Origin of the sequence: Streptomyces hawaiiensis, from assembly GCF_004803895.1 — a bacterium.
Lineage (GTDB): Bacteria > Actinomycetota > Actinomycetes > Streptomycetales > Streptomycetaceae > Streptomyces > Streptomyces hawaiiensis.
On sequence record NZ_CP021978.1, the window covers coordinates 1,480,708 to 1,505,277 of the forward strand.

Annotated in this window: 28 protein-coding genes; 11 read left to right on the plus strand and 17 right to left on the minus strand. The window is 72.3% G+C overall.

What is annotated here, in order from left to right; translation table 11 throughout:
- Nucleotides 1–10 precede the first annotated feature (10 nt).
- Nucleotides 11–1,195: an FAD-dependent monooxygenase gene (locus tag CEB94_RS06840; protein WP_175431307.1), complete on the minus strand. Its 1,185-nt coding sequence runs from the start codon at nt 1,193–1,195 to the stop codon at nt 11–13.
- Nucleotides 1,196–1,277: 82 nt separating this feature from the next.
- Here CEB94_RS06840 and CEB94_RS06845 point away from each other — a divergent pair, with 82 nt between their 5' ends.
- The 3 genes from CEB94_RS06845 to CEB94_RS06855 all read left to right on the plus strand — a co-directional run bounded on the left by CEB94_RS06845 (nt 1,278) and on the right by CEB94_RS06855 (nt 3,059).
- A complete protein-coding gene (locus CEB94_RS06845; protein WP_175431308.1) occupies nt 1,278–1,868 on the plus strand; it encodes a TetR/AcrR family transcriptional regulator in 591 nt (196 codons plus the stop codon).
- A gap of 43 nt (nt 1,869–1,911) precedes the next feature.
- On the plus strand, nt 1,912–2,424 hold the full coding sequence (locus tag CEB94_RS06850) for a DinB family protein (RefSeq protein ID WP_175431309.1): 513 nt from the start codon (nt 1,912–1,914) through the stop codon (nt 2,422–2,424).
- Nucleotides 2,425–2,537: 113 nt separating this feature from the next.
- On the plus strand, nt 2,538–3,059 hold the full coding sequence (locus CEB94_RS06855; protein ID WP_175431310.1) for a hypothetical protein: 522 nt from the start codon (nt 2,538–2,540) through the stop codon (nt 3,057–3,059).
- A 9-nt stretch (nt 3,060–3,068) separates the two neighbouring features.
- On the opposite strand, the gene CEB94_RS06860 is transcribed toward CEB94_RS06855, so the two are convergent.
- The 5 genes from CEB94_RS06860 to fabG all read right to left on the minus strand — a co-directional run bounded on the left by CEB94_RS06860 (nt 3,069) and on the right by fabG (nt 7,782).
- Nucleotides 3,069–3,569, minus strand: a complete 501-nt coding sequence (locus CEB94_RS06860; RefSeq protein ID WP_175431311.1) for a tetratricopeptide repeat protein — start codon at nt 3,567–3,569, stop codon at nt 3,069–3,071.
- Nucleotides 3,570–3,687: 118 nt separating this feature from the next.
- The gene (locus tag CEB94_RS06865) at nt 3,688–4,371 is read right to left on the minus strand and encodes a uracil-DNA glycosylase (RefSeq protein ID WP_175431312.1); all 684 of its coding nucleotides are present in this window, start codon (nt 4,369–4,371) and stop codon (nt 3,688–3,690) included.
- A gap of 92 nt (nt 4,372–4,463) precedes the next feature.
- Nucleotides 4,464–6,050, minus strand: coding sequence for an ABC transporter substrate-binding protein (locus tag CEB94_RS06870; RefSeq protein WP_175431313.1), 1,587 nt, complete (start codon nt 6,048–6,050; stop codon nt 4,464–4,466).
- A 199-nt stretch (nt 6,051–6,249) separates the two neighbouring features.
- On the minus strand, nt 6,250–7,008 hold the full coding sequence (locus tag CEB94_RS06875) for an SDR family oxidoreductase (RefSeq protein WP_175431314.1): 759 nt from the start codon (nt 7,006–7,008) through the stop codon (nt 6,250–6,252).
- A gap of 12 nt (nt 7,009–7,020) precedes the next feature.
- On the minus strand, nt 7,021–7,782 hold the full coding sequence (gene fabG, locus CEB94_RS06880) for a 3-oxoacyl-ACP reductase FabG (RefSeq protein WP_031143260.1): 762 nt from the start codon (nt 7,780–7,782) through the stop codon (nt 7,021–7,023).
- A 229-nt stretch (nt 7,783–8,011) separates the two neighbouring features.
- On the opposite strand from fabG, the gene CEB94_RS06885 reads away from it, so the two are divergent.
- Entirely contained in the window at nt 8,012–8,461 is a 450-nt protein-coding gene (locus tag CEB94_RS06885) for an excalibur calcium-binding protein (protein WP_175431315.1), read from the plus strand.
- 18 nt (nt 8,462–8,479) lie between these two features.
- Here the strand turns inward: CEB94_RS06885 and CEB94_RS06890 are convergent, their stop codons facing one another.
- Together CEB94_RS06890 and CEB94_RS06895 are read right to left on the minus strand one after the other, a co-directional pair.
- Nucleotides 8,480–8,893, minus strand: a complete 414-nt coding sequence (locus CEB94_RS06890; RefSeq protein WP_175431316.1) for a DUF3037 domain-containing protein — start codon at nt 8,891–8,893, stop codon at nt 8,480–8,482.
- The gene (locus CEB94_RS06895) at nt 8,890–9,645 is read right to left on the minus strand and encodes a HipA family kinase (protein WP_175431317.1); all 756 of its coding nucleotides are present in this window, start codon (nt 9,643–9,645) and stop codon (nt 8,890–8,892) included. The genes CEB94_RS06890 and CEB94_RS06895 overlap by 4 nt, the downstream gene beginning before the upstream one ends.
- A gap of 198 nt (nt 9,646–9,843) precedes the next feature.
- Here CEB94_RS06895 and CEB94_RS06900 point away from each other — a divergent pair, with 198 nt between their 5' ends.
- On the plus strand, nt 9,844–10,332 hold the full coding sequence (locus tag CEB94_RS06900; protein WP_175431318.1) for a Rieske (2Fe-2S) protein: 489 nt from the start codon (nt 9,844–9,846) through the stop codon (nt 10,330–10,332).
- Here CEB94_RS06900 and CEB94_RS06905 read toward each other — a convergent pair.
- The gene (locus CEB94_RS06905; RefSeq protein WP_175431319.1) at nt 10,319–10,969 is read right to left on the minus strand and encodes a cysteine hydrolase family protein; all 651 of its coding nucleotides are present in this window, start codon (nt 10,967–10,969) and stop codon (nt 10,319–10,321) included. The genes CEB94_RS06900 and CEB94_RS06905 overlap by 14 nt on opposite strands.
- Before the next feature lie 132 nt (nt 10,970–11,101).
- Between CEB94_RS06905 and CEB94_RS06910 the strand changes: the two genes are divergently transcribed.
- Nucleotides 11,102–11,572, plus strand: a complete 471-nt coding sequence (locus tag CEB94_RS06910) for a pyridoxamine 5'-phosphate oxidase family protein (protein WP_175431320.1) — start codon at nt 11,102–11,104, stop codon at nt 11,570–11,572.
- A gap of 15 nt (nt 11,573–11,587) precedes the next feature.
- On the opposite strand, the gene CEB94_RS06915 is transcribed toward CEB94_RS06910, so the two are convergent.
- Nucleotides 11,588–12,490, minus strand: coding sequence for a LysR family transcriptional regulator (locus CEB94_RS06915; RefSeq protein WP_175431321.1), 903 nt, complete (start codon nt 12,488–12,490; stop codon nt 11,588–11,590).
- A gap of 75 nt (nt 12,491–12,565) precedes the next feature.
- Here CEB94_RS06915 and CEB94_RS06920 point away from each other — a divergent pair, with 75 nt between their 5' ends.
- A complete protein-coding gene (locus tag CEB94_RS06920) occupies nt 12,566–13,519 on the plus strand; it encodes a DMT family transporter (RefSeq protein ID WP_175431322.1) in 954 nt (317 codons plus the stop codon).
- 551 nt (nt 13,520–14,070) lie between these two features.
- Here the strand turns inward: CEB94_RS06920 and CEB94_RS06925 are convergent.
- Entirely contained in the window at nt 14,071–15,402 is a 1,332-nt protein-coding gene (locus CEB94_RS06925; protein ID WP_175431323.1) for an aminotransferase class I/II-fold pyridoxal phosphate-dependent enzyme, read from the minus strand.
- Between the two features lie 35 nt (nt 15,403–15,437).
- Here CEB94_RS06925 and CEB94_RS06930 point away from each other — a divergent pair, with 35 nt between their 5' ends.
- Together CEB94_RS06930 and CEB94_RS06935 are read left to right on the plus strand one after the other, a co-directional pair.
- Nucleotides 15,438–16,124, plus strand: coding sequence for a pyridoxamine 5'-phosphate oxidase family protein (locus CEB94_RS06930; RefSeq protein ID WP_175431324.1), 687 nt, complete (start codon nt 15,438–15,440; stop codon nt 16,122–16,124).
- On the plus strand, nt 16,124–16,756 hold the full coding sequence (locus CEB94_RS06935) for an FMN-binding negative transcriptional regulator (RefSeq protein ID WP_175431325.1): 633 nt from the start codon (nt 16,124–16,126) through the stop codon (nt 16,754–16,756). The genes CEB94_RS06930 and CEB94_RS06935 overlap by 1 nt, the downstream gene beginning before the upstream one ends.
- A 15-nt stretch (nt 16,757–16,771) precedes the next feature.
- On the opposite strand, the gene CEB94_RS06940 is transcribed toward CEB94_RS06935, so the two are convergent.
- The 3 genes from CEB94_RS06940 to CEB94_RS06950 all read right to left on the minus strand — a co-directional run bounded on the left by CEB94_RS06940 (nt 16,772) and on the right by CEB94_RS06950 (nt 19,612).
- The gene (locus CEB94_RS06940) at nt 16,772–17,719 is read right to left on the minus strand and encodes a DMT family transporter (protein WP_175431326.1); all 948 of its coding nucleotides are present in this window, start codon (nt 17,717–17,719) and stop codon (nt 16,772–16,774) included.
- A 226-nt stretch (nt 17,720–17,945) separates the two neighbouring features.
- Entirely contained in the window at nt 17,946–18,950 is a 1,005-nt protein-coding gene (locus CEB94_RS06945) for an EamA family transporter (protein WP_175436921.1), read from the minus strand.
- A gap of 113 nt (nt 18,951–19,063) precedes the next feature.
- Nucleotides 19,064–19,612, minus strand: a complete 549-nt coding sequence (locus tag CEB94_RS06950) for a Clp protease N-terminal domain-containing protein (protein WP_425472434.1) — start codon at nt 19,610–19,612, stop codon at nt 19,064–19,066.
- A 222-nt stretch (nt 19,613–19,834) separates the two neighbouring features.
- On the opposite strand from CEB94_RS06950, the gene CEB94_RS06955 reads away from it, so the two are divergent.
- Nucleotides 19,835–20,263, plus strand: coding sequence for a type II toxin-antitoxin system Rv0910 family toxin (locus CEB94_RS06955; protein WP_175431328.1), 429 nt, complete (start codon nt 19,835–19,837; stop codon nt 20,261–20,263).
- An 81-nt stretch (nt 20,264–20,344) separates the two neighbouring features.
- On the opposite strand, the gene CEB94_RS06960 is transcribed toward CEB94_RS06955, so the two are convergent.
- Nucleotides 20,345–20,965 carry a PadR family transcriptional regulator gene (locus CEB94_RS06960; RefSeq protein ID WP_175431329.1) on the minus strand — a complete coding sequence of 207 codons (621 nt, stop codon included), beginning with the start codon at nt 20,963–20,965 and terminating at the stop codon, nt 20,345–20,347.
- Nucleotides 20,966–21,130: 165 nt separating this feature from the next.
- Here CEB94_RS06960 and CEB94_RS06965 point away from each other — a divergent pair, with 165 nt between their 5' ends.
- Nucleotides 21,131–21,949: a PhzF family phenazine biosynthesis protein gene (locus CEB94_RS06965; protein ID WP_175431330.1), complete on the plus strand. Its 819-nt coding sequence runs from the start codon at nt 21,131–21,133 to the stop codon at nt 21,947–21,949.
- A 50-nt stretch (nt 21,950–21,999) separates the two neighbouring features.
- Here CEB94_RS06965 and CEB94_RS06970 read toward each other — a convergent pair whose 3' ends face one another.
- Both CEB94_RS06970 and CEB94_RS06975 read right to left on the minus strand, forming a co-directional pair.
- Entirely contained in the window at nt 22,000–22,800 is an 801-nt protein-coding gene (locus tag CEB94_RS06970; RefSeq protein ID WP_175431331.1) for a CPBP family intramembrane glutamic endopeptidase, read from the minus strand.
- A gap of 69 nt (nt 22,801–22,869) precedes the next feature.
- Complete coding sequence (locus CEB94_RS06975; RefSeq protein WP_175431332.1) at nt 22,870–24,387, minus strand: glutamate-cysteine ligase family protein; 1,518 nt, start codon at nt 24,385–24,387, stop codon at nt 22,870–22,872.
- Nucleotides 24,388–24,570 lie beyond the last annotated feature (183 nt).

A 24,570-nucleotide genomic window follows, 5' to 3' on the forward strand; every position in this document is an offset into this window, starting at 1 on the left:
GCGGTCTCCTCTAACGGTTGCCTGCCGGGGTGTGCTCGGAAGCATACGGCCGCTGCGGGGGCGCCCAGGTCGCGATGCCGTCGAAGCTGCGCAGGAACAGGGCGGGCCCGGCCTTCGACAGTGCGGCCATGGCCGTGTCGCGCAGGGCGGTCCCGGCCCGGCTGCGGATGAGGCTGAGTCGGGCCGTCTTCACGGCCTGGCGCGCGATGGCGGTGGTACGCGGCAGCCGGGCGGCGGTGTAGGCGGCGAGGTCGTCGCAGTGGTGGGCGAGCACGATCGCGTCCTCGATGGCCTGGTTGCCGCCCTGGCCCAGGCTCGGGGGCATGGCGTGCGCGGCGTCGCCGAGCAGGGCGATGCGGCCGCGGTGGTAGGCGGGCAGGGGCTCGGCGATGTGGTGGACGTCGTGGCGCAGGACGTCCTCGGGGCGGGTGGCGGCGAGCACGGCGGGGATCGGGTCGTGCCAGTCGCCGAAGCGGCGCAGCAGCTCGGACTTCTCGTCGTCGGGCGCCCGGCCGCCGGCGGGGGTCAGGGCGGCGGCGTAGGCGTAGACGCGGCCGTCCTTCAGCGGGTGGGTGCCCCAGATGCGGCCCCGGCCCCAGCTCTCGTGCGAGGCGAACCGGGCTCCGGGGAGGGGGATCACGACCCGCCAGGTGGTGAAGCCGGAGTAGACGGCCCCCGGGTGGCGGGGGAAGAGCGCCCCGCGCACGGCGGACCGGACGCCGTCCGCACCGACCACCAGGTCGGCTTCGAGGTCGCCGTCCGTGGTCGTGACGCGGGCCGCCCGGCCGGGGCCGCCGCTGTCGGCGAGGGCCGCGGCGGCGTCCGTGCGGACGGCGTCCGCCGGGAGCAGGGCGGCGAGACGCTCGATGAGGGTGGCGCGGTGCAGCAGCACGAGCGGGCCGCCGAAGCGCTCGGCGGCGGCCTCGGCGGAGGAGCGGGAGAGCCACCGCCCGCTCGGGGTGCGCAGGCCCCCGTCCCCCGACCAGGCGGCGAGGCCGCGGATCTCGTCGCCGAGGCCGATGACGTCCAGTGCGCGCAGGGAGTTGGGAGCGAGGGAGATCGCCGCGCCGACCGGTTCCAGTGAGCGGGCGCGCTCCAGCACGGTGACGTGCAGGCCGCGCCGGTGCAGGGCGACCGCCGCCGTCAGGCCCCCGATACCGCCGCCGATCACGACGGCCCGCCTCGGCTGTGTCATAGCTCCTCCAGTAGTCTGACTACACCTGTAGTGACACCGCCGACGTTACTACAGGTGTAGTCGGACGGGTAGCGTGAGCCTCATGCCCGTACGCACCGCCGGCCCCGCCCGCTCCGACCTCGTCGCCGACACCGCACTGGCCCTGCTCGCCGAGCGCGGGATGCGCGGCCTCACGCACCGGGCCGTCGACGAGGCGGCCGGGCTCCCCCAGGGCTCCACCTCCAACCTCGCGCGGACCCGGCAGGCCCTGCTGGAACTCGCGGTGCGGCGCCTGGCCGACCGGGAGGCGCGGGTGCTGGGGCTGCACGAGATGCCGGACCCCCGGGCCGGGGCCGGCCCCCTGGCGGACGCGCTGGCCCTGGCGACCCACCGGGCCCTGACGGGCAACCGCGCCCTCACGCTCGCCCGCTACGAACTGGCCCTGGAGGCGACGCGCCGCCCCGAGCTGCGGGCCTACTTCGACGCCACCGGCGCCCGCTTCCGGGACCAGCTCGCCGTCCTGGTCACCGGGATGGGCTCGACGGACCCGGCCCGGCACACCCTGTCGCTGATCGCCTGGGCGGACGGGCTGATGTTCAGCTGCGTGGCGGGGTCGTTCGGTGCCGAGGTGCCGAGCCTGGAGGAGGTGCGGGCCGGGCTGCGGGAACTGCTGGAGGGGATGATCGGGGGCTGAAAATCTTGTGGTGCGGCGAGGGCGGCTCGGAAAGGATGCGTCCATGACGAACGAACGCCATGAGCCCGCCACCACCGCCGACGAGCGCACCATGCTGGAGGGCTGGCTGGACTACCACCGCCGGACCCTCGCCTGGAAGTGCGAGGGCCTGACCGACGCCCAGCTCCGCACCGCCGCGGTGGAGCCGTCCGAGCTGAGCCTGATGGGACTGGTGCGGCACATGGCGGAGGTGGAGCGGGGCTGGTTCCGCAAGGTACTCGCGGCCGAGGACGCAGGCCCGGTCTACTACACCGAGGAGGATCCGGACGGCGAGTTCCATCTCTCCGAGTCCGACACGTGGGAGGAGGCGTTCGCCACCTGGCAGTCCGAGATCGAGACCGCCCGGCGCAACGCGGCCCGCTTCGGCCTCGACGACATCTCCGAGGGCAAACACCGGCGCACCGGCGAGCGCTTCAACCTGCGCTGGATCTACACGCACATGATCGAGGAGTACGCGCGGCACAACGGCCACGCCGACCTGATCCGCGAGCGCATCGACGGCGCGACCGGCGACTGACGTCACCCCCGCCACACCGGCGCCCTCCGTACGGGGCGCGAGATCACCCGTGCGGGGCATCCTGCGCCAGGTCCGAGGCCCCACCGAGGGCCGGACACACCAGAGTTGCGCGGGTGCATCGAACGACGACCACAGCGACGCTCCTGCTGACCGTGGCGGTCTCGGCCCTCTCCGGCTGTACGACGGTCCCGCATCCCCCCGCACCGGGGCCCCCGACGGCACCATCCAGGCCGTCGGCGCCGGAGCCGGAGGGTGAGGCGGAGACCCGGATCGTGCAGGCGCCGGCCCGTGAGGCTCTGCAGCTCATCGAAGAGGCGTCCCACCGCCCGGAGCCGGCCGCATCGGCGTCCCGTCCGGCCGCACCCCCTGCGGCCCCGCCGGATCACGGGGCGCCGCAGCCCGGCCACCGCGACGCCCGCCCCCGCCCCGCCCGTCCGGAACGCCCCGAGCCCGCTCGGCGCGGCCCTCAGCGGTCGCGAACCGACCTCCCCTACGTGTCGGAGTCGGTACGGCAGGAAGTCGAGAAGAGCGTCCCGAACGGCGACGCGGACGTGTGCGCGCTGGGCAGGCGCTACGGGGGATGGCGGGCGGACAGCCCGGAGGCGACGATCTGCCGCGACACGTACCGGCGTTGACCCGTCGCGTCAGGGCCGCTGCCGTGGCGGCGTCCACGTCCCCGAGCCGCCCTCGCCCAGCCGGCACTCCAGCCGTGCGATGGCCGCCCACACGCCCTCGCCGTATCGGTCGCCGGTGAGGGCGGCGGCGGCTTCCCGGGCCCACCGCAGGTGCGTGCGGGCGGCGTCGCGGCGACCGAGTCCGAAGTAGTCGTCCGCCAGGTTCAGGTGCAGCGAGGGGGAGATCGCGATCACCGCGGTCACCGCGAGGGCCTCCTGCCTGGCCTCCTCTGCCGCCGTCAACGCGCGCAGGTCCCAGGCGAGTTCGTCCGCCGGGTCGTCCTGGGTGTCGGCCAGGTAGTGGGCGAGGGTGCAGCGGTGCAGCGGGTCGCCGTGCTCGCCGATCTCCGCCCACAGGCCGAGAAACCGGCGCCGGGCCTCCTCCCGGTCCCCCGCGTGGTGCAGCATGACGACCTGCCCGATCCGCGTCAGCACGGCGTCCGGCGCCGCCTGCTCCTGTCGCTCCGCCACGACGCCCTCCGCGCACTCGCCTGCTGTTCCCGCCGACGCTAACCGCAGGCGGGGGCGATCCGGCTCAGGCGGCTCCGGACACCGCCGGACCTGTCACGGCACGGCCGTACGGCCGGCGTCAGCCCAGGTTCGGGATCGTCCAGTCGATCGGCGTGTGCTCCTGCGCCGCCACCGCCTCGTTGATCCGGGTGAAGGGGCGGGAGCCGAAGAACTTCTTGGCCGACAGGGGCGAGGGATGCGCGCCCTTGACCACGACATGCCGGGACTCGTCGATCAGCGGGAGCTTCTTCTGCGCGTAGTTGCCCCACAGCACGAAGACCGCCGGGTCGGGGCGCTCGGCCACCGCCCGGATCACGGCGTCGGTGAACTTCTCCCAGCCCCGGCCCTTGTGCGAGTTGGCCTCGCCGCCGCGGACCGTGAGCACCGCGTTGAGCAGCAGCACGCCCTGCTCGGCCCACGGCATGAGGTAGCCGTTGTCCGGGATCGGCGTGCCCAGCTCCTCGTGCATCTCCTTGTAGATGTTGCGCAGGGACGGCGGGATCCGCACGCCCGGCCGGACCGAGAAGCACAGTCCGTGCCCCTGTCCCTCGCCGTGGTACGGGTCCTGACCGAGGATCAGGACCTTGACCCTCTCGAACGGCGTGGCGTCCAGCGCCGCGAAGACCTCCTCGCGGGGCGGATGGACGGGACCCTTCGCCCGCTCCTCCTCGACGAACTCCGTCAGCTCCTTGAACCAGGGCTGCTGCAGTTCGTCGCCCAGAACCCCGCGCCAGGACTCGGGCAGCATGGCGATGTCGGTCACGTCAACGTCCTCACGATGTGCGGTCACTTGCAGGCCACAGAACCTACAGGCGACCACTGACAACGCGCCCGGGAAGCCCGCTGCCCGCTCCCCTACCAGGCGGTCTTGCGGTGCAGCTCCCACAACATCATGATCGTCGACGGGTCCATGGCCCGCTCGGCGCCCGAGACGTCCCGGCTGGCCGCCACGTACTGCCGGCCCTGCCACAGCGGCAGCAGCCGCGCGTCGTCCACGAGGATCCGCTGGGCCGCCTCGAACTCCTTCTCCACGTTCGCGCGGTCGCTCTCCCGGCGCGAGCGGGGCAGCAGATCACCGGTGATCTCGGGGGCCGGGTAGGGCGTACCGAGGGCGTTCTGGTCGCCGACGAACGGCGCGATGAAGTTCTCGGCGTCCGGGAAGTCGGGGAACCAGCCGCGCCCGAACACCGGGTACTCGCCCTTCTGGTAGCCCTCGACATACGTCTTCCAGGGGCGGCTCTTCAGGCTGATCGTGAACAGGCCGGACGCCTCGAGCTGGCGCTCCAGCTCCTTGAACTCCCCGGCGGTCTCGGAGCCGTAGCGGTCGCTCGTGTACCAGAAGGTGAGCGGGACGCGCTGGTTGATGCCCGCCTCGGTGAGGATCTTGCGGGCCTTGGCGACGTCGGGGTCGCCGTAGTCGTCGAAGAAGCCCGTGGTGTGGCCCGTGAGGCCCTTGGGGACCATGGAGTACAGCGGGTCGACCGTGTCCTTGTAGACCTTGTGGGCGATCGCCGCCCGGTCGACGACCTGCGCGATGGCCTGGCGCACGGCCTTCTTGTTCGCCCAGGAGTCCTTCGGGTTGAACACCAGGTAGTTGATGTCGGTGCCCGTGCCCTCGACGAGCTGGATCTCCTCGTCCTTGGAGGACTTGCTCTGGAGGTCGACGACGTCTCCGGCGGCCAGACCGCGGTAGGTCACGTCGATCTCCTTGTCCCGCAGGGCCTTCACCATGGCGCCGGAGTCCTGGAAGTAGCGGACGGTCACCGCGTCGTTCCGGCGCTCCGCGTAGCCCTTGTAGTCGTCGTTGCGGACGAGGACGGCCTCCTTGCCGTCGGCGTACGAGTCGAGGGTGTACGGGCCGGAGCCGACCACGTCGCCGCCCTTGCGCAGGCTGTCCTCGGGGTAGGCCTTCGGGGACACGATCGACATGGCGGGGGTGGCGAGCACGAACGGGAAGGTCGCGTCGGGCTTGTTGAGGTGGAAGATCACCTCACGGTCGCCGGGCGCCTGGACCCGCTCGAGGCTGCCCAGCAGACCGGCGGGGCCGCCGTTGACGTTGATCTTGCGGATCCGGTCGAACGAGTACTTCACGGCCTGGGCGTCGAGCGCGTCGCCGTTGGAGAACTTCAGGCCCTCGCGCAGCTCGCAGCGGTAGACCTGGTTCGAGGAGTCGCTGAAGCCGCAACTCTCGGCGGCGTCCGGCTGGGGCTCGCTCGCGCCCGTCGGATAGCTCAGGAGCGTTTGGTAGATGTTGCGGAACAGCTCCCAGGAGCTGTCCCACGAAGCGGCAGGGTCGAGCGTGCTGGGCGAACTGGTGGTGCCCACGACGATCGGTCCTTCGTCCTCCGGGGTGTCGGACGACAGCACGCCGCATCCGGCGAGCAGGGCCGATATGGACGCGATGGCCGCCACCCGCCGCAGGCATCGGTTCCGGTTGAACACGCGCACGCTCCTCGATCTGCCATACCAAGGGTCGGCAGACCATACCGCAGTGCCGCGCCCGCTGACCCTCCCCGGTACATGACCTCTTGATCGATAAACCTTTGACGACGTTGTCATCGCTCTTTGCGGTGTCTTTACGCCGACACGGGCGCCGTTCGTGTCAACGGGCGCCCGTGTCGATCCGTGTGCGCGGCCCTGGTCAGCCGGTTCCGGCGTTGAGGAAGATGCCGCCGTCCACGACGAGCGTCTGGCCGGTGACCCAGTCGGACTGCTCGGAGGTGAGGAACGCGGCCGCGCCTCCGATGTCGGAGGGCACGCCGAGCCGGCCCAGCGGGTAGGCCGCGGCGGCCTCCTCCTCGCGGCCCTCGTACAGGGCCTGGGCGAACTTGGTCTTCACCACGGCCGGGGCGATCGCGTTGACCCGGACCCTGGGCGCGAACTCGTGCGCGAGCTGCACGGTCAGGTTGATCATCGCGGCCTTGCTGACGCCGTACGCGCCGATGAAGGGCGAGGGCGAGAGGCCCGCGACGGAGGCGATGTTGACGATCGCGCCGCCGTTGTCCTTCTGCCAGGCGTGCCAGGTCCGCTGGGCGAAACCGAGCGCCGAGACGACATTGGTCTCGAAGACCTTGCGGGCGACGTTCAGGTCGAGGTCGGCGATCGGCCCGAACACCGGGTTGGTGCCCGCGTTGTTGACCAGGTAGTCGACGCGGCCGAAGGCCTCCATCGTGCGCTCGACGGCGACGGCCTGGTGGGCCTCGTCGTGCGCCTTGCCGGCCACGTAGACCGCGCGGTCGGCGCCGAGCCGCTCGACGGCCTCCTTGAGGGCGTCCTCGTTGCGGCCGGTGATGCACACGCGGTCGCCGCGCGCGACCAGGGCCTCGGCGACGCCGTAGCCGATGCCGCGGCTGGCGCCCGTGACGAGGGCGGCCTTGCCGGAGAGTTCCACGGAAGTCATGTTCTTCGTCCCTTAGTCGAGCGGTCCGCCGGCCACGTACAGCACCTGGCCGGAGACGAACCCGGCCGCCTCGCCGGTGAAGAAGGCGATGGCGTTGGCGATGTCCTCCGGCTCGCCGACCCGGGCCACCGGGATCTGGGTGGCGGCGGCGGCCTTGAAGTCCTCGAAGCCCATGCCGACGCGGTCGGCGGTGGCCTTGGTCATCTCGGTGGCGATGAAGCCGGGGGCGACGGAGTTGGCGGTGACGCCGAACTTGCCGAGCTCCTTGGCGAGGGTCTTGGTGAAGCCCTGCAGGCCCGCCTTGGCGGCCGAGTAGTTCACCTGACCGCGGTTGCCCAGCGCCGAGGACGACGACAGGTTGACGATCCGGCCGAAGCCCGCGTCCACCATGTGCTTCTGGCAGGCCTTGGACATCAGGAAGGCGCCGCGCAGGTGCACGTTCATGACGGTGTCCCAGTCGGAGACGCTCATCTTGAACAGCAGGTTGTCGCGCAGCACGCCCGCGTTGTTGACCAGGATCGTCGGCGCGCCGAGCTCCTCGGCGATCCGGGCGACGGCCGCCTCGACCTGTGCCTCGTCCGAGACGTCGCACCCGACCGCGAGGGCCTTGCCGCCCGCGGCGGTGATCTTCTCGACGGTGTCCTTGCAGGCCGCCTCGTCGAGGTCGAGCACGGCGACCGCGCGGCCCTCGGCGGCCAGTCGTACGGCGGTGGCGGCACCGATGCCGCGCGCGGCACCGGTCACGACGGCAACCCGCTGCTCAGTGGTGGACATGACTGCTACTCCTCAGGTGAGCGACCGCTTAGTACCTTCAGTGGGTGTGACGCTAGAAGCCCTGGCACGCGGTGTCAACGGCCCAGGGCGGCATGTGATCCATCACCCGGGCCCACCCTGCCCGACAGCACCCTCCGGGACACCCGATCGGCCTACGGCCGCGCGCCGCCGCGTCCCTCGGCACCTAGCGTCGGAGCGCGAGCCACCCGTGGCCGAAGGGAGGCGCTCCATGCGCCGTCGCACCGGTGTCATCGGCACGCTGTTCGCGATCGCCGCGATCGTGCCGCTGGCCGACCCCGCTCACGCCCGGCAGGACCTGGACTGCCGCCACTTCTCCTTCCAGGAGGAGGCGCAGGCCGTCTTCGACGCGGATCCGAGTGATCCCCACCGACTCGACGAGGATCAGGGCCCGGACGACGGCATCGCGTGTGAGGCGTTGGCCCGCCGCGGTGTCATCTCCCCCACCACATCCCCCACCCCGTCATCACCCAGCACTCCTGCCAGTCCCTCCGCTCCCGTCACCGGCGCTCCCACCGGCTCCCCTGCCCAGGGCGTGCGAGGCGGGCTCGGGGGTGCGGTGGCGTCGGGACCGAGCGACTGGGACGTCGCCATCGGCCTGACGTTCGCGGCGGGTGCCGCCGTCGCCGCCGGTTACGTGGTGAAGCGCCGTCGGCGCTGACGGCCCGAGGGGTGTCCGTCACCTCACCAGCAGGTCCAGCAACCGCTCGGTCTCCGCCGCCGGGTCCGTGGTCAGGCCGGTGTGCACGGGGCCGGGCTGGACGATCGTGGAGCGAGGGGCGACGAGCCAGCGGAAGCGGCGGCCCGGGTCGTCGGACGCCGCCTGGCCGGCCGCGGGGCCGCCCGCGCACAGGCTCTCCACGGCCCGCAGGGCGGCACGGACCCCGGCCACGTCGGCCCGGGGGTCCAGGGCCAGCAGGCGGGTCTCGTCGAGGTGGGTGCGGGCACCGACGTACGCCTCGGCACGGCAGTAGACGAGGACCCCGGCGTTGACGCACTCGCCGCGTTCGACGCGCGGGACGACGCGCAGGACGGCGTACTCGAAGACGTGGCGGTCCCGGGGCCCGCCCTTGATGATGTGCCGGTCGTTCACTTGAGCCCCTGGATGCGGTCGTGGATGACGGCGGCCCGTGCGAGCAGCGGACGCGCGTAGGCCTGCCTCAGGTCGTCCGGCGCGGCGAAGCCGGGTTCGTCCGTGAGCCAGGCGTCCGGGATCTGCGCGGTGACGTCGGCGAGGAGTTCCTCGGTGACCAAGGGCGCCAACTCGGCGGCGGCGGTGGCGACGTCGGGGGCGAAGGACGCCAGCGCGTGGTCGGAGGCGTCGTACGGGCGGGCGGCGGAGGCCTCCACGCCGGGCCAGTTGTGGTGCCAGATCATCGTCGCGCCGTGGTCGACGAGCCACAGCTCGCCCCGCCACCTCAGCAGGTTGGGGTTGCGCCAGGACCGGTCGACGTTGTTGATCAGCGCGTCGAACCAGACCACCCGGCCGGCCTCCTGAGCGCTCACCGGGAACGCCAGCGGGTCGAAGCCGAGCGCGCCGGAGAGGAAGTCCATGCCGAGGTTGGTGCCGCCGCTGGACCGGAGCAGGCTCTGCACCTGCTCGTCGGGTTCGCCGAGCCCCAGCTCGGCGTCGAGCTCGACGGTGACCAGGCGCGGCATGCGCAGCCCCAGGCGGCGGGCGAGTTCCCCGCAGACCACCTCGGCCACGAGCGTCTTGCGGCCCTGTCCCGCGCCGGTGAACTTCAGGACGTAGGTGCCGAAGTCGTCGGCCTCGACCAGGCCCGGGAGCGAACCGCCCTCACGCAGGGGCGCGATGAAACGGGTCGCGATCACTTCCTTGAGCATCGCCCCAGGTTACTGACGCCGGCGGCCGCCGCGGCGACGGCCTCGCGGCGGCGGGCCGGAACCTGACAGCGAACCGACAGCTCCGCTTTACCCGCGTCCTTCCGCGAACGAGTCAGGATTTCGACATTGTCTGAACAGCCGGTCCCCAGGGGCCGTACCTCTCGGCAGATCACGAACATCCCCGGAAGGAACGTCAGCATGACCAGCGAATCAGTTCAGCCGATGTCGGGACCGAGCCGCCGCACCGTCGTGGCGGCGGTCGGCGCGGCGGGGCTCACCGTGGCGCTGACGGCGTGCGGGTCGGAGGACAACGCGTCCGACCCGTCCACCGAACAGGGCGCCGCCGGCGGCGGCGCGACGAACGAAGGGGGCGGCTCGTCCGCCGGAGCGGGAGCCGGTGGTGCGGCGCTCGCGAAGACCGCCGACATCCCCGAGGGCAGCGGCAAGATCTTCAAGGACGAGAAGGTCGTCGTCTCCCAGCCGGCCGCGGGCGACTTCAAGTGCTTCTCGACGATCTGCACCCACCAGAACTGTCCGATGGTGGACCTCAAGGACGACATCATCTCCTGCACCTGCCACGGCAGTCAGTTCTCCGTCCTCGACGGCAGCGTGAAGAAGGGCCCCGCGGTCAAGCCGCTGGAGGCGAAGCAGGTGACGGTGAACGGCGACTCCATCACGCTGGCCTGATCCCACGCTGACGCTCCAGGCACGCCAGCACCTCGTTCGTGGTCGCGACCGTGGCGACCAGCGCGAGGGTGTGGCGGATCATCGCGGGGGTGTAGTCGGCGGGCACTCCCGCGATGGCGTCCGCCGGGACGACGACGGTGTAGCCGCGGTTCACGGCGTCGAACACGGCGTTGGGTACGGCCACGTTGGCCGAGACCCCGGTGACGATCAGCGTGCGGCAGCCGAGGTTGCGCAGCAGCGGGTCGACGTCGGTGCCCTGCAGGGGCGACAGCCCGTGCAGCCGCCGTACGACGAGGTCCTCCTCGGCGACCTCGATCGGGGCGGCCACCCGCACCGCCGGTGTGCCGGTCAACTGCTGGACGGGCAGGCGCTCGGCGGCCCGGAAGAGGCGGGCGTTGCGGCTGGCGCCGCGGCCGTCGGGGCGGCGCTCGGCGACGGCGTGGACGACCTGGACACCGACGGCGTGGGCGGCGTCCACCAGCCGGGCGATGTTGGCGAGCGCCCCGCCGGCGCGCGCCTGGCCGGCGAGTTCGGGCAGTGCGCTGTCCGTCCCGACGACGCCCTCCTGGCACTCGACGGTGAGCAGCACGGTGGTGTCCGGATCGAGGAGTTCCTTGAGCGCTTGGTACGAGGGCACGTCTCCCCCTGTCGCCGGCGGCTGGGCGGGCGAGCGTAGCCACCGTTGCGCACGGACGGAAGAGCACTCATCCTTTTCTGACGTGATGTCAGAGGATCTCCTCTGACACGACGTGGGAGAAAGAGGGGGCGCATGACCGTCACGCAGCAGCGCAGAGGCCGGAAGATCATGATGACGCCGGGCGAGCTGGACGACTTCCTGGCCGGCCAGCGCACGTGCCGGGTCGCCACGGTGTCGGCCGACGGCGCACCGCACGTGAGCACGCTCTGGTTCGCCTGGGACGGCGCCTCGATGTGGCTGTACTCGGTCGTGCGCAGCAAGCGGTGGACCCAGCTGCGGCGCGACCAGCGAGTGGCGATCGTGGTCGACACCGGCGAGGAGTACGACGAGCTGCGCGGCGCCGAGCTGTCCGGCACGGTCGAGTTCGTGGGCGAGATCCCGCGCACGGGCGAGCTGCGCGCCGAACTGGACGTCCCGGAGACGCTGTTCGCGCGGAAGAACTTCGGCCTGGAGGAGATGCCGCACGACGGGAGGCACGCCTGGGTCCGTCTGACGCCAGAGAAGATCGTCTCCTGGGACTTCCGCAAACTGGCGGGGCAGTAGCTCTCCCCGGAACGTTCAGCCGACGCTCTCCCCCGCCGCCCGCAGGGCCTGCACCGCCGCCCGGATCGACGGGCGGCGGTCCGCGTCCGCGCGCCAGACGACGTAGACGTGCCGCCGGACCCGCTGTCTGAGGGGGACGGTCACGACCCTGGCGGGCACGGGACGACGGCCCAGCACCGGGGCGACGCACACCCCGAGGCCCGCGGCGACCAGCGCGAGCTGCGTGTGGTTCTCGGCGGCACGGTGGCCGATGATCGGCTCGACGCCCTTGGAGCGCAGCGTGAACATCAGCCACTCGTGGCAGAACTCGCCCTCGCCCCAGGTGATCCACTCGTCGCCGGCGAACTCGGCGAGATCCACCTCCGCGCGCTCCGCGAGCCGGTGGTCCACCGGCATGGCGACCTCGGCCGGGTCCTCCAGGATCGATGCCTTGACCAGCCCGTCGGGCAGCGCCATCGGCTTGTTGTACCAGTCGAGCACCACGGCGAGGTCGAGGTCCCCGCGCACGACTCCGGGGATGCTCTGCTCCGGTTCGAGCTCGCAGGAGTGCAGCCGGAGCGCGGGATGCCGCTCGCGCAGCGCGGTCACCGCGTGGGGGAACAGGCCGCGTGCGGCTGTCGGGAACGCCGCGAGTCTGAGCTCGCCGACGACCTGCCCGCGCTGCGCCTCCAGGTCGGACTGGGCGAGTTCGACCTGGGACAGGATGCGCGCGGCGTGCTCGGCGAGCAGCCGCCCCGCATCGGTGAGCCGCACTCCCCGGCCGTTCTTGGCGAGGAGCTGCTGGCCGACCTCCCGTTCCAGCTTGGACAGCTGCTGCGAGACGGCGGACGTGGTGATGTGCAGCCCCTCGGCCGCGCCGCTCACCGAGCCGTGCCGGGCGAGGGCGTCGAGGGTGCGCAGACGCTCCAGGTTCAACATGTAAGCAATGCTACGCAGTACCGGGTGCGAAATCTCGATTGTGCTACGAGGTTCCGGTGCCGCATCGTGGTTGGCATGAGCACCGTCACCACCTCGCCCGGGCAGGCCGCCACCGCCCCGTCCGCGCCGCCCCGCCGCCGCCTCGACTGGCGCCTCCGGTTCGCCGCCCTGTCCCTGATCTGGGGCTTCAGCTTCCTCCTCATCAAGGTGGGCACCGGGGGGTACGCGCCGTTCCAGGTGACGCTCGGCCGACTGGTGTTCGGCACGGCGGTGCTGGCCGCCGCGATGGCGGTGCGCCGCGAGCGGCTGCCGCGCGGGGCCCGCGTCTGGGGGCATCTGGCGGTCGCCGCGTTCCTGCTGAACGCCCTGCCCTTCTCGCTGTTCGCCTACGCCGAGCTGACCATTCCGTCCGCGCTGGCGGGCATCTGCAACGCGACGTCGCCGCTGTGGGGCATGGCGCTGTCGCTGGTCGCACTGTCGGAGGACCGGCCGACCCGGGTGCGGGTCGCGGGACTCGGGCTGGGCTTCCTCGGCGTGCTCACGGTGCTGGGCGCCTGGCAGGGCTTCCACGGCCTGGACGCCACCGGGACGGCACTGGCCCTGCTCGCCTCCCTCAGCTACCCGATCGGCTGGATCTACGTCCGCCGCACCCTGGCCGGCACCGGCCACTCGCACCTGTCGATGACCGGCGCCCAGCTGCTGCTCGCGACGGTCCAGCTGGCCGTCGTCACCCCGCTGTTCACCACCCTGCCCACCCGCGTCTCCGTCGTGCCGCTACTGGCGATCGCCGCCCTGGGCGCGCTGGGCACGGGTCTCGCGGTCCTTCTCCAGTACGGCCTGGTCGCCGAGGTCGGCCCGACGACCGCCCAGATGGTCACGTACTTCACCCCGGTCATCGCCACGGCCGCGGGCGTCGCCCTCCTCGGCGAGACGCTCACCTGGTCGACACCGGTCGGTGCGGTGATCGTGCTGACGGGGGCAGCACTCACACAGATGCGGCCGAAGCCCCGGCCGGCGCCTCAGCCGTAGCTCCGCACGTGCTTCCGGCACGGAGACCGTGTCCCAGCCGCAACTCCGTGCCACGCCTCAGCCGCAGCCGGCGCAGGGCCCGAGGGCCAGGGCCGCGCCTCAGCCGCAGCCGGCGCAGAGCCCGAAGGCCAAGCCGCGCCACAACCGCAGCCGGCGCAGGACCCAAGAGCCAACGCCGCGCCACAACCGCAGCCGGTACAGAGCCCAAGGCCAAGGCCGCAGCCGGCGCAGGACCCAAGAGCCAACGCCGCGCCACAGCCGTAGCCCGGCACGGGCAGGAGAACCAAACCGACTCCCAGTCCCACCCCCGCGCAAGACTCCCGCACCGAGGCCCTGCCTCAGCCAAACCCACCCAGAGCCCGAGGACCAACACCGCGCCTCAGGGCATAGCCCAGCGCCGGCCCGAGAACCCAAACCGCCGGCGCCCAGTCACACCCCCACGCAAGGCTCCCGCACCGAGGCCACGCCCCAGCCACAGCCCACCCAGACCCCGAGAACCCACGCCGCGCCTCAGCCACAACCCGGCGCCGGCACGAGAACCCGAGCCGGTCTCAGTCGTAGCTGCGCGCGGGGGCGGGCCCGGCGGCTGAGGCGATCGCGTCGGCCAGCGTCTCGATCTCGGCCCCGGCGAGCGTCGAGACGGTGACCCGGATGCCGGGCGGCGCGTTCAGCCGGAAGCGGGCCCCGGGGGCCACCGCCCAGCCGGCGTGCAGCAGCCGGGCGACGGCACCGGTCTCGTCCGGCACGGGCACCCACACGTTCATGCCGCTGCGTCCGTACGCCGCGACACCGCGCCGTTCCAGCGCGCCGATCAGCGCGTCCCGCCGCCGCCCGTACGACGCCGCCACCTCGGCCGTGTCCACCGCGCCGTCGGCCCACAGCCGCACCAGGGCCCGCTGCATCAGCCGGCTGACCCAGCCCGGTCCGAGCCGGTGCCGCCCGCGGACCCGGTCGACGGTGACGGCGTCCCCGGTGAGCAGGGCGAGACGCAGATCGGGCCCGTAGGCCTTGGCGGCCGAGCGAACGAACGCCCAGTGGCGAGTGACTCCGGCCAGCGGGTGCAGCGGCACGTCGACGATGCCGTGGCCGTGGTCGTCCTCGATCAGCAGGACCTCCGGGTGCTCCCGGAGCACGGCGCGCAGGGCACGCGCCCGAGGAGCGCTCACCGCGGCGCCGGTCGGGTTCTGCGCCCGGTCCGTGACGATCAGGGCCCGTGCCCCGGCCTCCAGCGCCCGCCGCACGTCCTGCGCGCAGGGGCCCTCGTCGTCGACGCCGACGGGGACGATCCGCAGTCCGAGCGCGGGCACGAGATCGAGCGTGCGACCCCAGCCAGGATCCTCGACGGCGACGGTGTCGCCGGGCTTGAGGTGGGCCGCCAACACCCGTTCGACTCCGTCGAGGGCCCCGGAGACCACGGCGAACGGCCCGTCCGGCACCCCGTCGGCGTCGAGGCCGGCCCGCGCGATCCGGGCCAGCTCCGGTTCCACTGCGGTGTCCCCATAGAGCACGGGCGCCCGGTCGCCCTCGGCGGCCGCCGCCGCGAACGCGCCCGCGAGCGGCGGCAGCAGCGCCGGGTCCGGATTGCCCTGCGCGACGTCCCGCACGCCCTCGGGGACGTCCACCCTGATGTGGTCCCGTCCGGTCGTCGCCGGTGCGGGCCGCACCCGGCTACCGCGCCGGCCCGCGGTCTCGATGACCCCACGCTCGCGCAGGGTCCGGTACGCGGCAGCGACCGTGTTGGGGTTCACCCCCAGCCGCTCCGCCAACTCCCGCATAGGAGGCAGCAGTTGACCCGGCCGCAGCTCACCTGCGCCCACCGCGCGCTCGATGCTCGCGGAAATGTCCGCTGCGCGACGCCCACTGATCCGATACTCTCCTAGCACAAAGTTGATTATGCACTAGTGCAATGGAGAGCGCCATGCAGGGGACCGCGCAGACGCCGTCGCAGCCCGACACCGGCTACACCCCGACCGACCGCACCGTCCCCACCCGCTCCCCGGACCGGGCCTCGTACGACAGGGACATGGTGCACGCGATACTCGACGAGGCGTACGTCTGCCATCTCGGCTTCGTCCGCGACGGGGCGCCGGTCGTCCTGCCCACGCTCTACGCCCGGGTCGGCGAGCGGCTGTACGTGCACGGCTCCACGGGCTCGCGTCCGCTGCGGGCGGCCGGACAGGCCGACCCGGGCCTTGCGGTCTGCGTGACGGTCACGCACGTCGACGGACTGGTCCTGGCCCGCTCGGCCTTCCACCACTCGATCAACTACCGCTCCGTGGTGGTGCACGGCGTCGCCCACGACGTGACGGACCCCGAGGAGAAGCGGCAGGCGCTGGACGCGCTGGTCGACCACGTCGTGCCCGGCCGCTCCGCCGACTCACGGCCCGCCAACAAGAAGGAGCTGGCCGCCACCGCGGTGATCCGCCTGGATCTGGACGAGGTCTCCGCGAAGCTGCGCACCGGCGGCGTGAACGACGAACCGGAGGACCTCGCCCTCCCCCACTGGGCCGGCGTCGTCCCGGTGGGGCGCACCTACGGCACGCCGATCCCCGACCCGGGCCTCGCCCCCGGCACCGAACTGCCCGCCTACCTCGAAACCCTGTGATGCTGATCCACCCCTGGGACGCGCCCCGCGACGACACCGAGTGGCAAGGGTGGCTGGCCGGTCACGACTTCGGCCAGCTCGCAGTCAACGGCCTGCCGGGCGAACCGCCCCACGTCCAGCCCCTGCACTTCGCCTACGACGCCGCACGCGGCGAGGTCGTCACCCACCTCGCCCGTCCGAACCCCCTCTGGCACGCGCTGGAGGCCTCTGCGGACGTCCTGCTGAGCGTGGTCGACGACTACGTGTTCGTACCCGGCCCCTGGCAGGCCGCCCCGGACGTCCCGGCGGAGCACGGCACCCCGACGAGCTTCTACACGGCCGTCCAGCTCCGCTGCCGCGCCCATGTCGTGGACGACCCGGCGGAGAAGGCCGCGCTGCTCAACCGCCAGGTCGACCACTTCCAGCCGCGGGGCGGCTCCGCACGGGCAGCGGCGGGCGAGGCCCCGTACGGCAGGATGCTCGCCGGCATCCGCGGACTGCGCCTCGAAGTGACGGACGTACGAGCGAAATTCAAGTACGCGAACCACAAACCCGCCGAGGTCCGGGACCGGATCGCCGCGGGCCTCACGGCCCGCGGCGGTCCGGGCGACTCGAGGGCCCGCGATCATCTCCTGCACAGGCGGCAGGTGTAGGCCGCGAGGCCCGCCTCACACGGCCATCACCGGCTCCTCGCGCGTCCGGGCACCTCGCGCCTCCTCCACCGCGAGGCCCGCCACCGAGCCGAGCATCAGCAGGGTCCCGGCCAGCGTCGCCGCCGTGAGGTGCTCGCCGAGCAGGACGACGGCGAGCACCGCAGCGCTCACCGGTTCCAGCAGCATGATCACCGAGACGGTGGCGGACCGCACGACGGCCGCGCCCGCGAAGTACAGGCCGTAGGCGAGCGCGGTGGGGACGGCTGCGACGTAGACCAGCAGGAGCAGGAGCCGGCCGGGCTCCGCGGTGTGCGGCAGCAGTCCCTCCGCCAGGGCGAACGGCAGCAGGCACAGGCTCGTGACGGCGAAGGCCCCGGCGGTCCGGGAGGCGTCGGCCTCGCCGTCGCGGCCCCACCGGCGGGTGAGCAGCGTCATCACGCAGTACCCGGCCGCGGACAGCAGAGCGAGCAGCACACCCACGGGGCGTACGGTCGTGCCCCCGCCGCCGAGGACGAGAACCGCGAGCCCGGCGAGGGCACCCACGACGGCGACGGCGCCGCCCCGGCCGAGCCGCTCGGCCAGGGTCAGCCGGGCGCCGAGCGCGATGAGGACGGGCCCGGCGCCCAGGGTGACGACGGTGGCCACGGCGAGGCCGGTGGCGGAGACGGCCGCGAAGTACGCGGTCTGGAAGACGGCGAGCCCGAGCCCGGTGATCCCGGCCCGCAGCGCGCGGCGGCCGAGCGGTTCACGCACGGGGGCCTTGGCGCCCGGCCGCAGCAGGCGGACCGCGAGCAGCAGTACGAGACCTGCGGCGCAGCGCCAGAAGGAGAGGGCGACGGGCCCCATGTCACTGGCCCGGTAGACCAAGGAGGCGGCCGCGCCCGCGGTGCCCCAGGCGACACCGGCGACGATCAGATAGAGGAGGCCTCGCCCGATGGGCAGGCCGGAGGCAGTGTTCGACACGCGTTCTCTCCGCAGACGCGCACGAGGCTCGCTCATGACGAGCGGCGGCCGGTGCGCGGAAGTTCGGGAAGGACCCCGGGTCGGTCGGATCGGGGGTCCATGGACTTCGTCTGCGGGCAGCACCGTTGTGCGCGGCGGCGAGTCGCCGGGCGCGGTTTCTCCGGAGGGCCCGCCTCAGGCGGCCGGAGGCGGAAGAACGAGTGCGTTCGAAGGCATGATCGACACCTTATGCGCTGGTCCCGCGCCTGGACAACTCCCTTTCGGGGCCGCCGCTCGCGACCGGCCGCTCGGAACCCTTCGAGGGCGTCGAGGACTGCGCGATGAACGCGCCCACCAGCACGATCGCCCCACCGGCGATCTGCGGCGCCGAGAGGTGCTCGCCGAGCAGGACCCAGGCCAGGACGGTGGCGATGACCGCTTCGAGGCAGGCCACGACTCCCGCGACCTGCGGGGAGAGCCGGCGCACGGAGACCACACCGGTGACATAGGCGACGACCGTGGCGACGAGGACGATCCAGGCCAGCAGGACGACGGCGGCGACGGGCCTGCCGTCCATGCTCGCGGTGCCCTGGAGCACCGACCAGTCCATGGTCCAGGGCCGGGCGACGACGGTCAGCACGGCCGCGCCGACGAGCAGCCCGTAGGCGATGACACCGAGCGGATCGGGCGCCTCGTCCCCGGCGTCGCTGCCCTGGTCGGACAGGACGAAGTAGCCGACCTGACAGCAGGCCGCGCCCAGCGCCAGCAGCAGTCCGAGGGCGTCGAAGCCGAGCCCCGACCAGACCTCGACGACACAGGCGAGTCCGCCGACCGCGAGCACGACACCGACCGCTGCGGCACGCGTCACGGGCCGCTTCTGCACGAACCGCACCCAGCCCAGCACCAGCGCGGGCGCAAGGTACTCGATGAGCAGCGCCACCCCGACGGGGATTCGGGAGAGCGCGGCGAAGTAGCAGGCCTGGACACCGGCGACGGCGAGCAGTCCGAACCCGGCGAGCAGCCCGGGGCGCCGGCGCAGCAGGGCGCGGTGCCGCACGGCGAGCGGCAGCATGACCAGGGCCGCCCCGGCCACCCGCAGCCACACCACGTGCAGCGGGTCCAGGCCCGCCTCGATCAGTGGCTTGGCCGCGACACCGGATCCGCCGAAGGCCACCGCGGACAGGAGCGCGAGGCCGAGCCCCACACCCCTGCCGCGCCCGCTCGCGCTGCTGTCAGAGGTACGCACCGGCACATGATGGCAGGCCATGACAGGAGCGTCATCCCCTATGGCACCTGTCTCACACCATGGACGGGGCGTACAGCCCCGCGCCCTGCGACTCAGCGAACGACCCCGCGCCGCGCGGCTCAGCGACCGGCTTCGCCGCACTCCTCGGTGATGCCGGACCGGTCGCCAGGCCGGGCGAGCACCTCGCGCGGGTCGATGCCGGCCCGTTCGAGCACCTCGACCGCGCGTGCCTGCGGGTCGACGACGATCGCCGCGAGCAGGTCGATGCCACGGGCCGGTCCGCCACGCTCGGCGGCGCGTTCGCAGGCGTACTCCATGCACGCGGCGGCGAGCGGGGAGAAGCCCGCCGTCTCCGTCACCACGGGGACCGCGCCGGAGTCCTCGACACCGCTCTGCCAGCGCAGGCCGTAGCCGATGCTGCGCTGGACGAGATAGCCGAGCAGCCGCGCGATCTGCGGCCCGTCACCGAAGACGGCACGCGCCTCGGGGTCGGACTCCAGCAGCGAGTGGAGCAGATGGGCGGTGTCGATCTGCCGGTCCCCGTCCCGGACGGCCCGGCGCCGGGCACCGCCGACCACCGACGCCAGCTCGTCACTGAGCCTGGCATCGTTGTCCACGCGCTGAATGCCGTGCTCATGGGCCGACTGCCGGGGGAAAGGGGAGTGCACATCCCCTACCTCATCAGCCCCGCGGGCCCGGGTCATCCCCGGCGGGAAGCATCTTCGCGTCCCACGGGAAGTGGACTCCACCGGCCGGAATCTCCTCCTTGCGGAGGAGATCTGGCAGATTCGGCGGGAGACACCAACCTGCTGACAGTTCGTCAGTCTTGAACATTGCGGCCGTCACCACTACGTTCCGCGACACCCAGCCCGACACGAAGAGGTGGTCGCATGGCCGAAGTCAGCGCGGAGGCACAGATCGGGGCGCCGGCCGAGAAGGTGTGGGCGAGGCTCACGGACTGGTCCGCGTACGGCGAGTGGAACGTGACCCACACGAGCTTCCCGGCAGGCGGCCCGGAACCCCTCGAGGTGGGCGCGACGTTCCAGGAGAACATGCGGCTCATGAACTTCCCGGCCGAGGTGGCGTGGACCGTGGAGGAACTGGAACCGGCGCGTGTGCTCGCCATCCGCGGCAAAGGCCCGATGGCGGTGACCGTCGCGACGCGCTACACCCTCACACCTGGCGGCGACGCCACGACCGTCCGCATCGACGGCGAGTTCACGGGCGCGACGGTGTCCCTGATGGCGGGCAAGCTCAAGGACTCGGCCACGGCGGCCCTGCACGAGTCGCTGCGCAGGCTGGACGGGCTGGTGACCTGACACCCGGCACGCCGAAGCGCCCCCGGACCACTCCGGGGGCGCTTCTTCTCCTACGGGGGTTCAGCCCTCGTCCACGGGGGCTCAGTCCTCGTCGGCGAGGATCAGATACAGCTTCTTGCGGGCATCGTTGACGACGCCGAGCGCCTTCTCCCGCTGCTCCTTGCTGCCCGTCTTCCAGACCTGGCCGAAGGCCTCCATCAGACCGAAGCCGGCCTGGCGGATCTCGCCGAGCGCCTCCCAGTCGACCCCGCGGGAGGCCTCCTCCCAGGGCGCCTCGGGCCCTTCCCCGGCAGCCTCGCGGCCCGCCTCGGTGAGCGAGAACAGCTTCTTGCCGCCCTCGGACTCACTGATGATCAGCCCCTCGTCCTCCAGCAGCTGAAGGGTGGGGTACACCGAGCCGGGGCTGGGCTTCCACGCTCCGCCGCTGCGCTCGGCGATCTCCTGGATCATCTCGTAGCCGTGCATCGGCCGGTCCTTCAGCAGGGCCAGGATCGAGGCGCGTACGTCACCGCGCCGCGCCCTCCCCCTCGGCCCCCCGCGACCTCGCCCACCCCACGAGCCGGGACCGAAGCCCGGTCCGCCGGGGCCACCCGGGCCGCCCGGCCCGAAGGGACCGAAGGCCGCGCGCATCCCTTCGAAGCCACCCCGACCGTGATGCGGGCCGCCGTGTCCATGTCCACGCTCGAATCCGTGGGTACGCATTACCAACCACTTCCATTCCATCGTTGATCTGTCGCGATGCTTCAACGATATATCGGTAAACCTTGTTCGACAAGGCCCGGCCGGCGTGGCCCGCCCGCCAGAACCGGGCCGGCACTCGCGCATTGGCCTTGGCCCGCGGCTTCATGGGAGCCATAGCGTCGGGGCATGCGGATTCGAATCGTCGACGCCTTCACCGATCGCCCCTTCTCCGGCAACCCGGCCGGGGTCCTGCTCCTGACCGGCGCGGACGCCTTCCCGGACGACACCTGGCTGCGACACGTCGCCCTGGAGGTCAACCACGCCGAGACGGCCTTCGCCCACCCGCTCCCCGAGGGCGCCGAGGCCGACTGGGCGCTGCGCTGGTTCACTCCGGCCACGGAGGTCGCGATGTGCGGCCACGCGACCCTCGCCACCGCCCACGTCCTGCACACGACCGGCGCCCACGAGGGCCCGGTGCGGTTCGCCACCCGCAGCGGCGTCCTCGTCGCCACGCCCGCCGCGGACGGCTCCGTCACGCTGGACTTCCCGACGGCCCCGCTCACCCGGGTCGACCCGCCCGGCGGCCTGGCCGAAGCCCTGGGCACCGAGCCGCTCACGGTCCTCGACACCGGCCCGAACGTGGGTGACCTGCTCGTCGAGGTCGCCGACGAGAAGACGGTGCACGCCCTCGCCCCCGACCTGAAGGCCCTCGCCGCCCACTCCGAGCGCGGCGTCATCGCCACCGCCCGCGCCGAGGACCCCGCCCGTGGCTACGACTTCGTCTCGCGCTGCTTCTTCCCGAACGCCGGCATCGACGAGGACCCGGTGACCGGCAGCGCCCACACCGCACTCGCCCCGTTCTGGTCCGAGCGCCTCGGCCGCCCCCGCCTCACCGGACTCCAGGCCTCAGCCCGCTCCGGCCGCGTCCGCACGGAGCTGCGCGGCGACCGCACCCTGCTGACCGGCAGGGCGGTCACCGTCATCGAGGGCGAGCTGCTGGCCTGAGACGAGCGAAGGGGCGTACGACGGTGTCGTACGCCCCTTCGCCGACTGCTTCACGCCGTTGGCAGCCAGCCCACCTTGCCCGCCAGCAGCGCGTACCCGACGAACGCCCCGATGTCGAGCAGCGAGTGGGCCACCACAAGCGGGCCGACGCGCCCCCACCGGCGGTAGAGGTAGACGAAGACGACGCCCATGACCATGTTCCCGATGAAGCCGCCGATGCCCTGGTAGAGGTGGTACGAGCCGCGCAGCACGGCACTGCCGGCCAGCGCGGCCGTCGGCGTCCAGCCCAGCTGCCCCATGCGGCGCAGCAGATAGCCGACGACGATCACTTCTTCGAGCACGGCGTTCTGGATCGCCGAGAGGATCAGCACCGGGTACTTCCACCACACCCCCGGCAGCGCCTCGGGCACCACGGTGAGGTTGAAACCGAGACCGCGGGCCGCGAGGTAGAAGGCGATGCCCGTGCTGCCGATGACGGCCGCGATCGCCGCTCCGCGCCCGAGGTCGGGCCACGGGCGGGTGCGGTCGAAGCCGATCGAACGCAGACGCGCGTTCTCGCGCAGCAGGAAGTGCGCGACGAGCGCGACGGGTACGAGCGCCGTGGTGATCCCGAAGAGCTGCCAGGCGAGGTCGAGCCAGGGCCGGCCGGGCGCGGCCGAGGCGTTCATCGTGGTCGCCTGGTCCTTGAGCCCGCCCGGCTTGGTGACCGACCCGATGAAGCTGATCAGCGCGGACACTCCGCTCGCGCCCAGCGACAGCGCGAGGACCAGCAGCGTCTCGTTGATGAGCATCCGCCGTGAGAGTCCCTGCTGGGGAATGGAATCGCCCACCGGGCTCGCCTCCGCCTGCACACCCGCCTCCACTTCACCGATCTGTCGGATCAGTATGGCGGCAGCGGGATGTCACCCCGGCGGCGGGCGTCAGCCCAGCGACACCGGCTCCGGCAGACCCACCGGCCAGCTGTGCACCGGGGCGCCCCGGTGCATCAGCTCGCGGTAACGCCGGGTCGTGGCGGCCAGCGCGGCATCCCGGGACAGGCCCGCGTCCAGTGCCTTGTGGAAGGTGGCGGCCTGCCAGCTCGCCCCGTTCACCCGGCGCCGGCACCGTTCCTCGATCACGCCCAGGTACAGGTCCCGGTCGGCCGGCTCGACACCCCAGGCGTCCAGCCCGGCCTCGGCGAGCGGCAGCAGTTCGTCGCGGATCAGGCTCACCGCGTCGACCTGGGTGGTGCCGCTGTACCGGCCGCGCCGGGGCCAGGTGAAGCGGGCGTCGATGCCGTCCTTGCACGCGGCGTCGAAGTTGGCGGCGGCCGCCTCGAACGGCAGCCGGGTCCACACCGGCCGGGACTCCTCGGCGAGAGCCCGGACGACGCCGTAGAAGAAGGCCGCGTTGGCGATCACGTCGATGACGGTGGGCCCGGCCGGCAGGACGCGGTTCTCCACGCGCAGGTGCGGGACGCCGTCGGCGATGCCGTAGACCGGGCGGTTCCAGCGGTAGATCGTGCCGTTGTGCAGGACGAGTTCGGCGAGCGACGGCGTGCCGCCCTGGTCGAGCACCTTCAGCGGGTCCTCGTCGTCGCAGATCGGCAGCAGGGCCGGGTAGTAGCGCAGGTTCTCCTCGAAGAGGTCGTACGCCGAGGTGACCCAGCGTTCCCCGAACCAGGTGCGCGGCCGGACGCCCTGGGCCTGGAGCTCGGGCGGGCGGGTATCGGTGGACTGCTGGAACAGCGGGGGCCGCGACTCGCGCCACAGCTCGCGGCCGAAGAGGAAGGGCGAATTGGCGCCGACGGCGATCTGCGCGGCGGCGACCGCCTGGGCCGCGTTCCACACGTCGGCGAAGCGGGCCGGGGTGACCTGGAGGTGCAGTTGCACGGAGGTGCAAGCGGCTTCCGGCGCGATGGACTTCGAGGTGCAGCTCAGGTGCTCCACGCCGTTGATGTCGAGGGTGAACTCCTCGCCGCGGGCGGCCACGATCTGGTCGTTGAGGAGGGTGTACCGGTCGACGTCGGAGAGGTTCGACGACACCAGGTCGTCACGGTCGAGAGTCGGCAGAATACCGATCATCACAATACCCGCGTCGACCTCGCCGGCTTTCCGGTCGGCATATGCCAGTGACGTGCGGAGTTCCTCGGCGAGACGGTCGAATACCCGGCCCCCCAGACGGTGTGGGGGAATGTTGACTTCCAGGTTGAACATGGCGAGTTCTGTTTGGAAATCGCGGCTCGCGATACGTTCGAGGACTTGCCCGTTCAACATTTTCGGCATGCCGTCGGCGCCCGCGAGATTCAACTCGATCTCCAGCCCCATGAGGTTCTTGGGGCGATCGAACCGCTGCTCCGCCAGGAGTCGCTCCAAGCCCGTCAGGCACTGACGCAGCTTGTCGCGGTAGCGCTGGCGATCGGACAGGTCGAACCGGCCTGCCACGACCTTCTCCCCCATCGAGGCGTCCCTTCTCGGATGATGCGGGCCGGGATCCGGCCGCCGGGGTCCCGGTCACGTGGAGGATGCCCAGCGAAAGCGATCGATAACGTCCCGGGCGGACCCGGCGGCCGCTACGCTGGTCACAAGTGACCGGTGGCACATTCACTCGGCATGACGCAGAGGCCAGGTTTCGGGACCCGG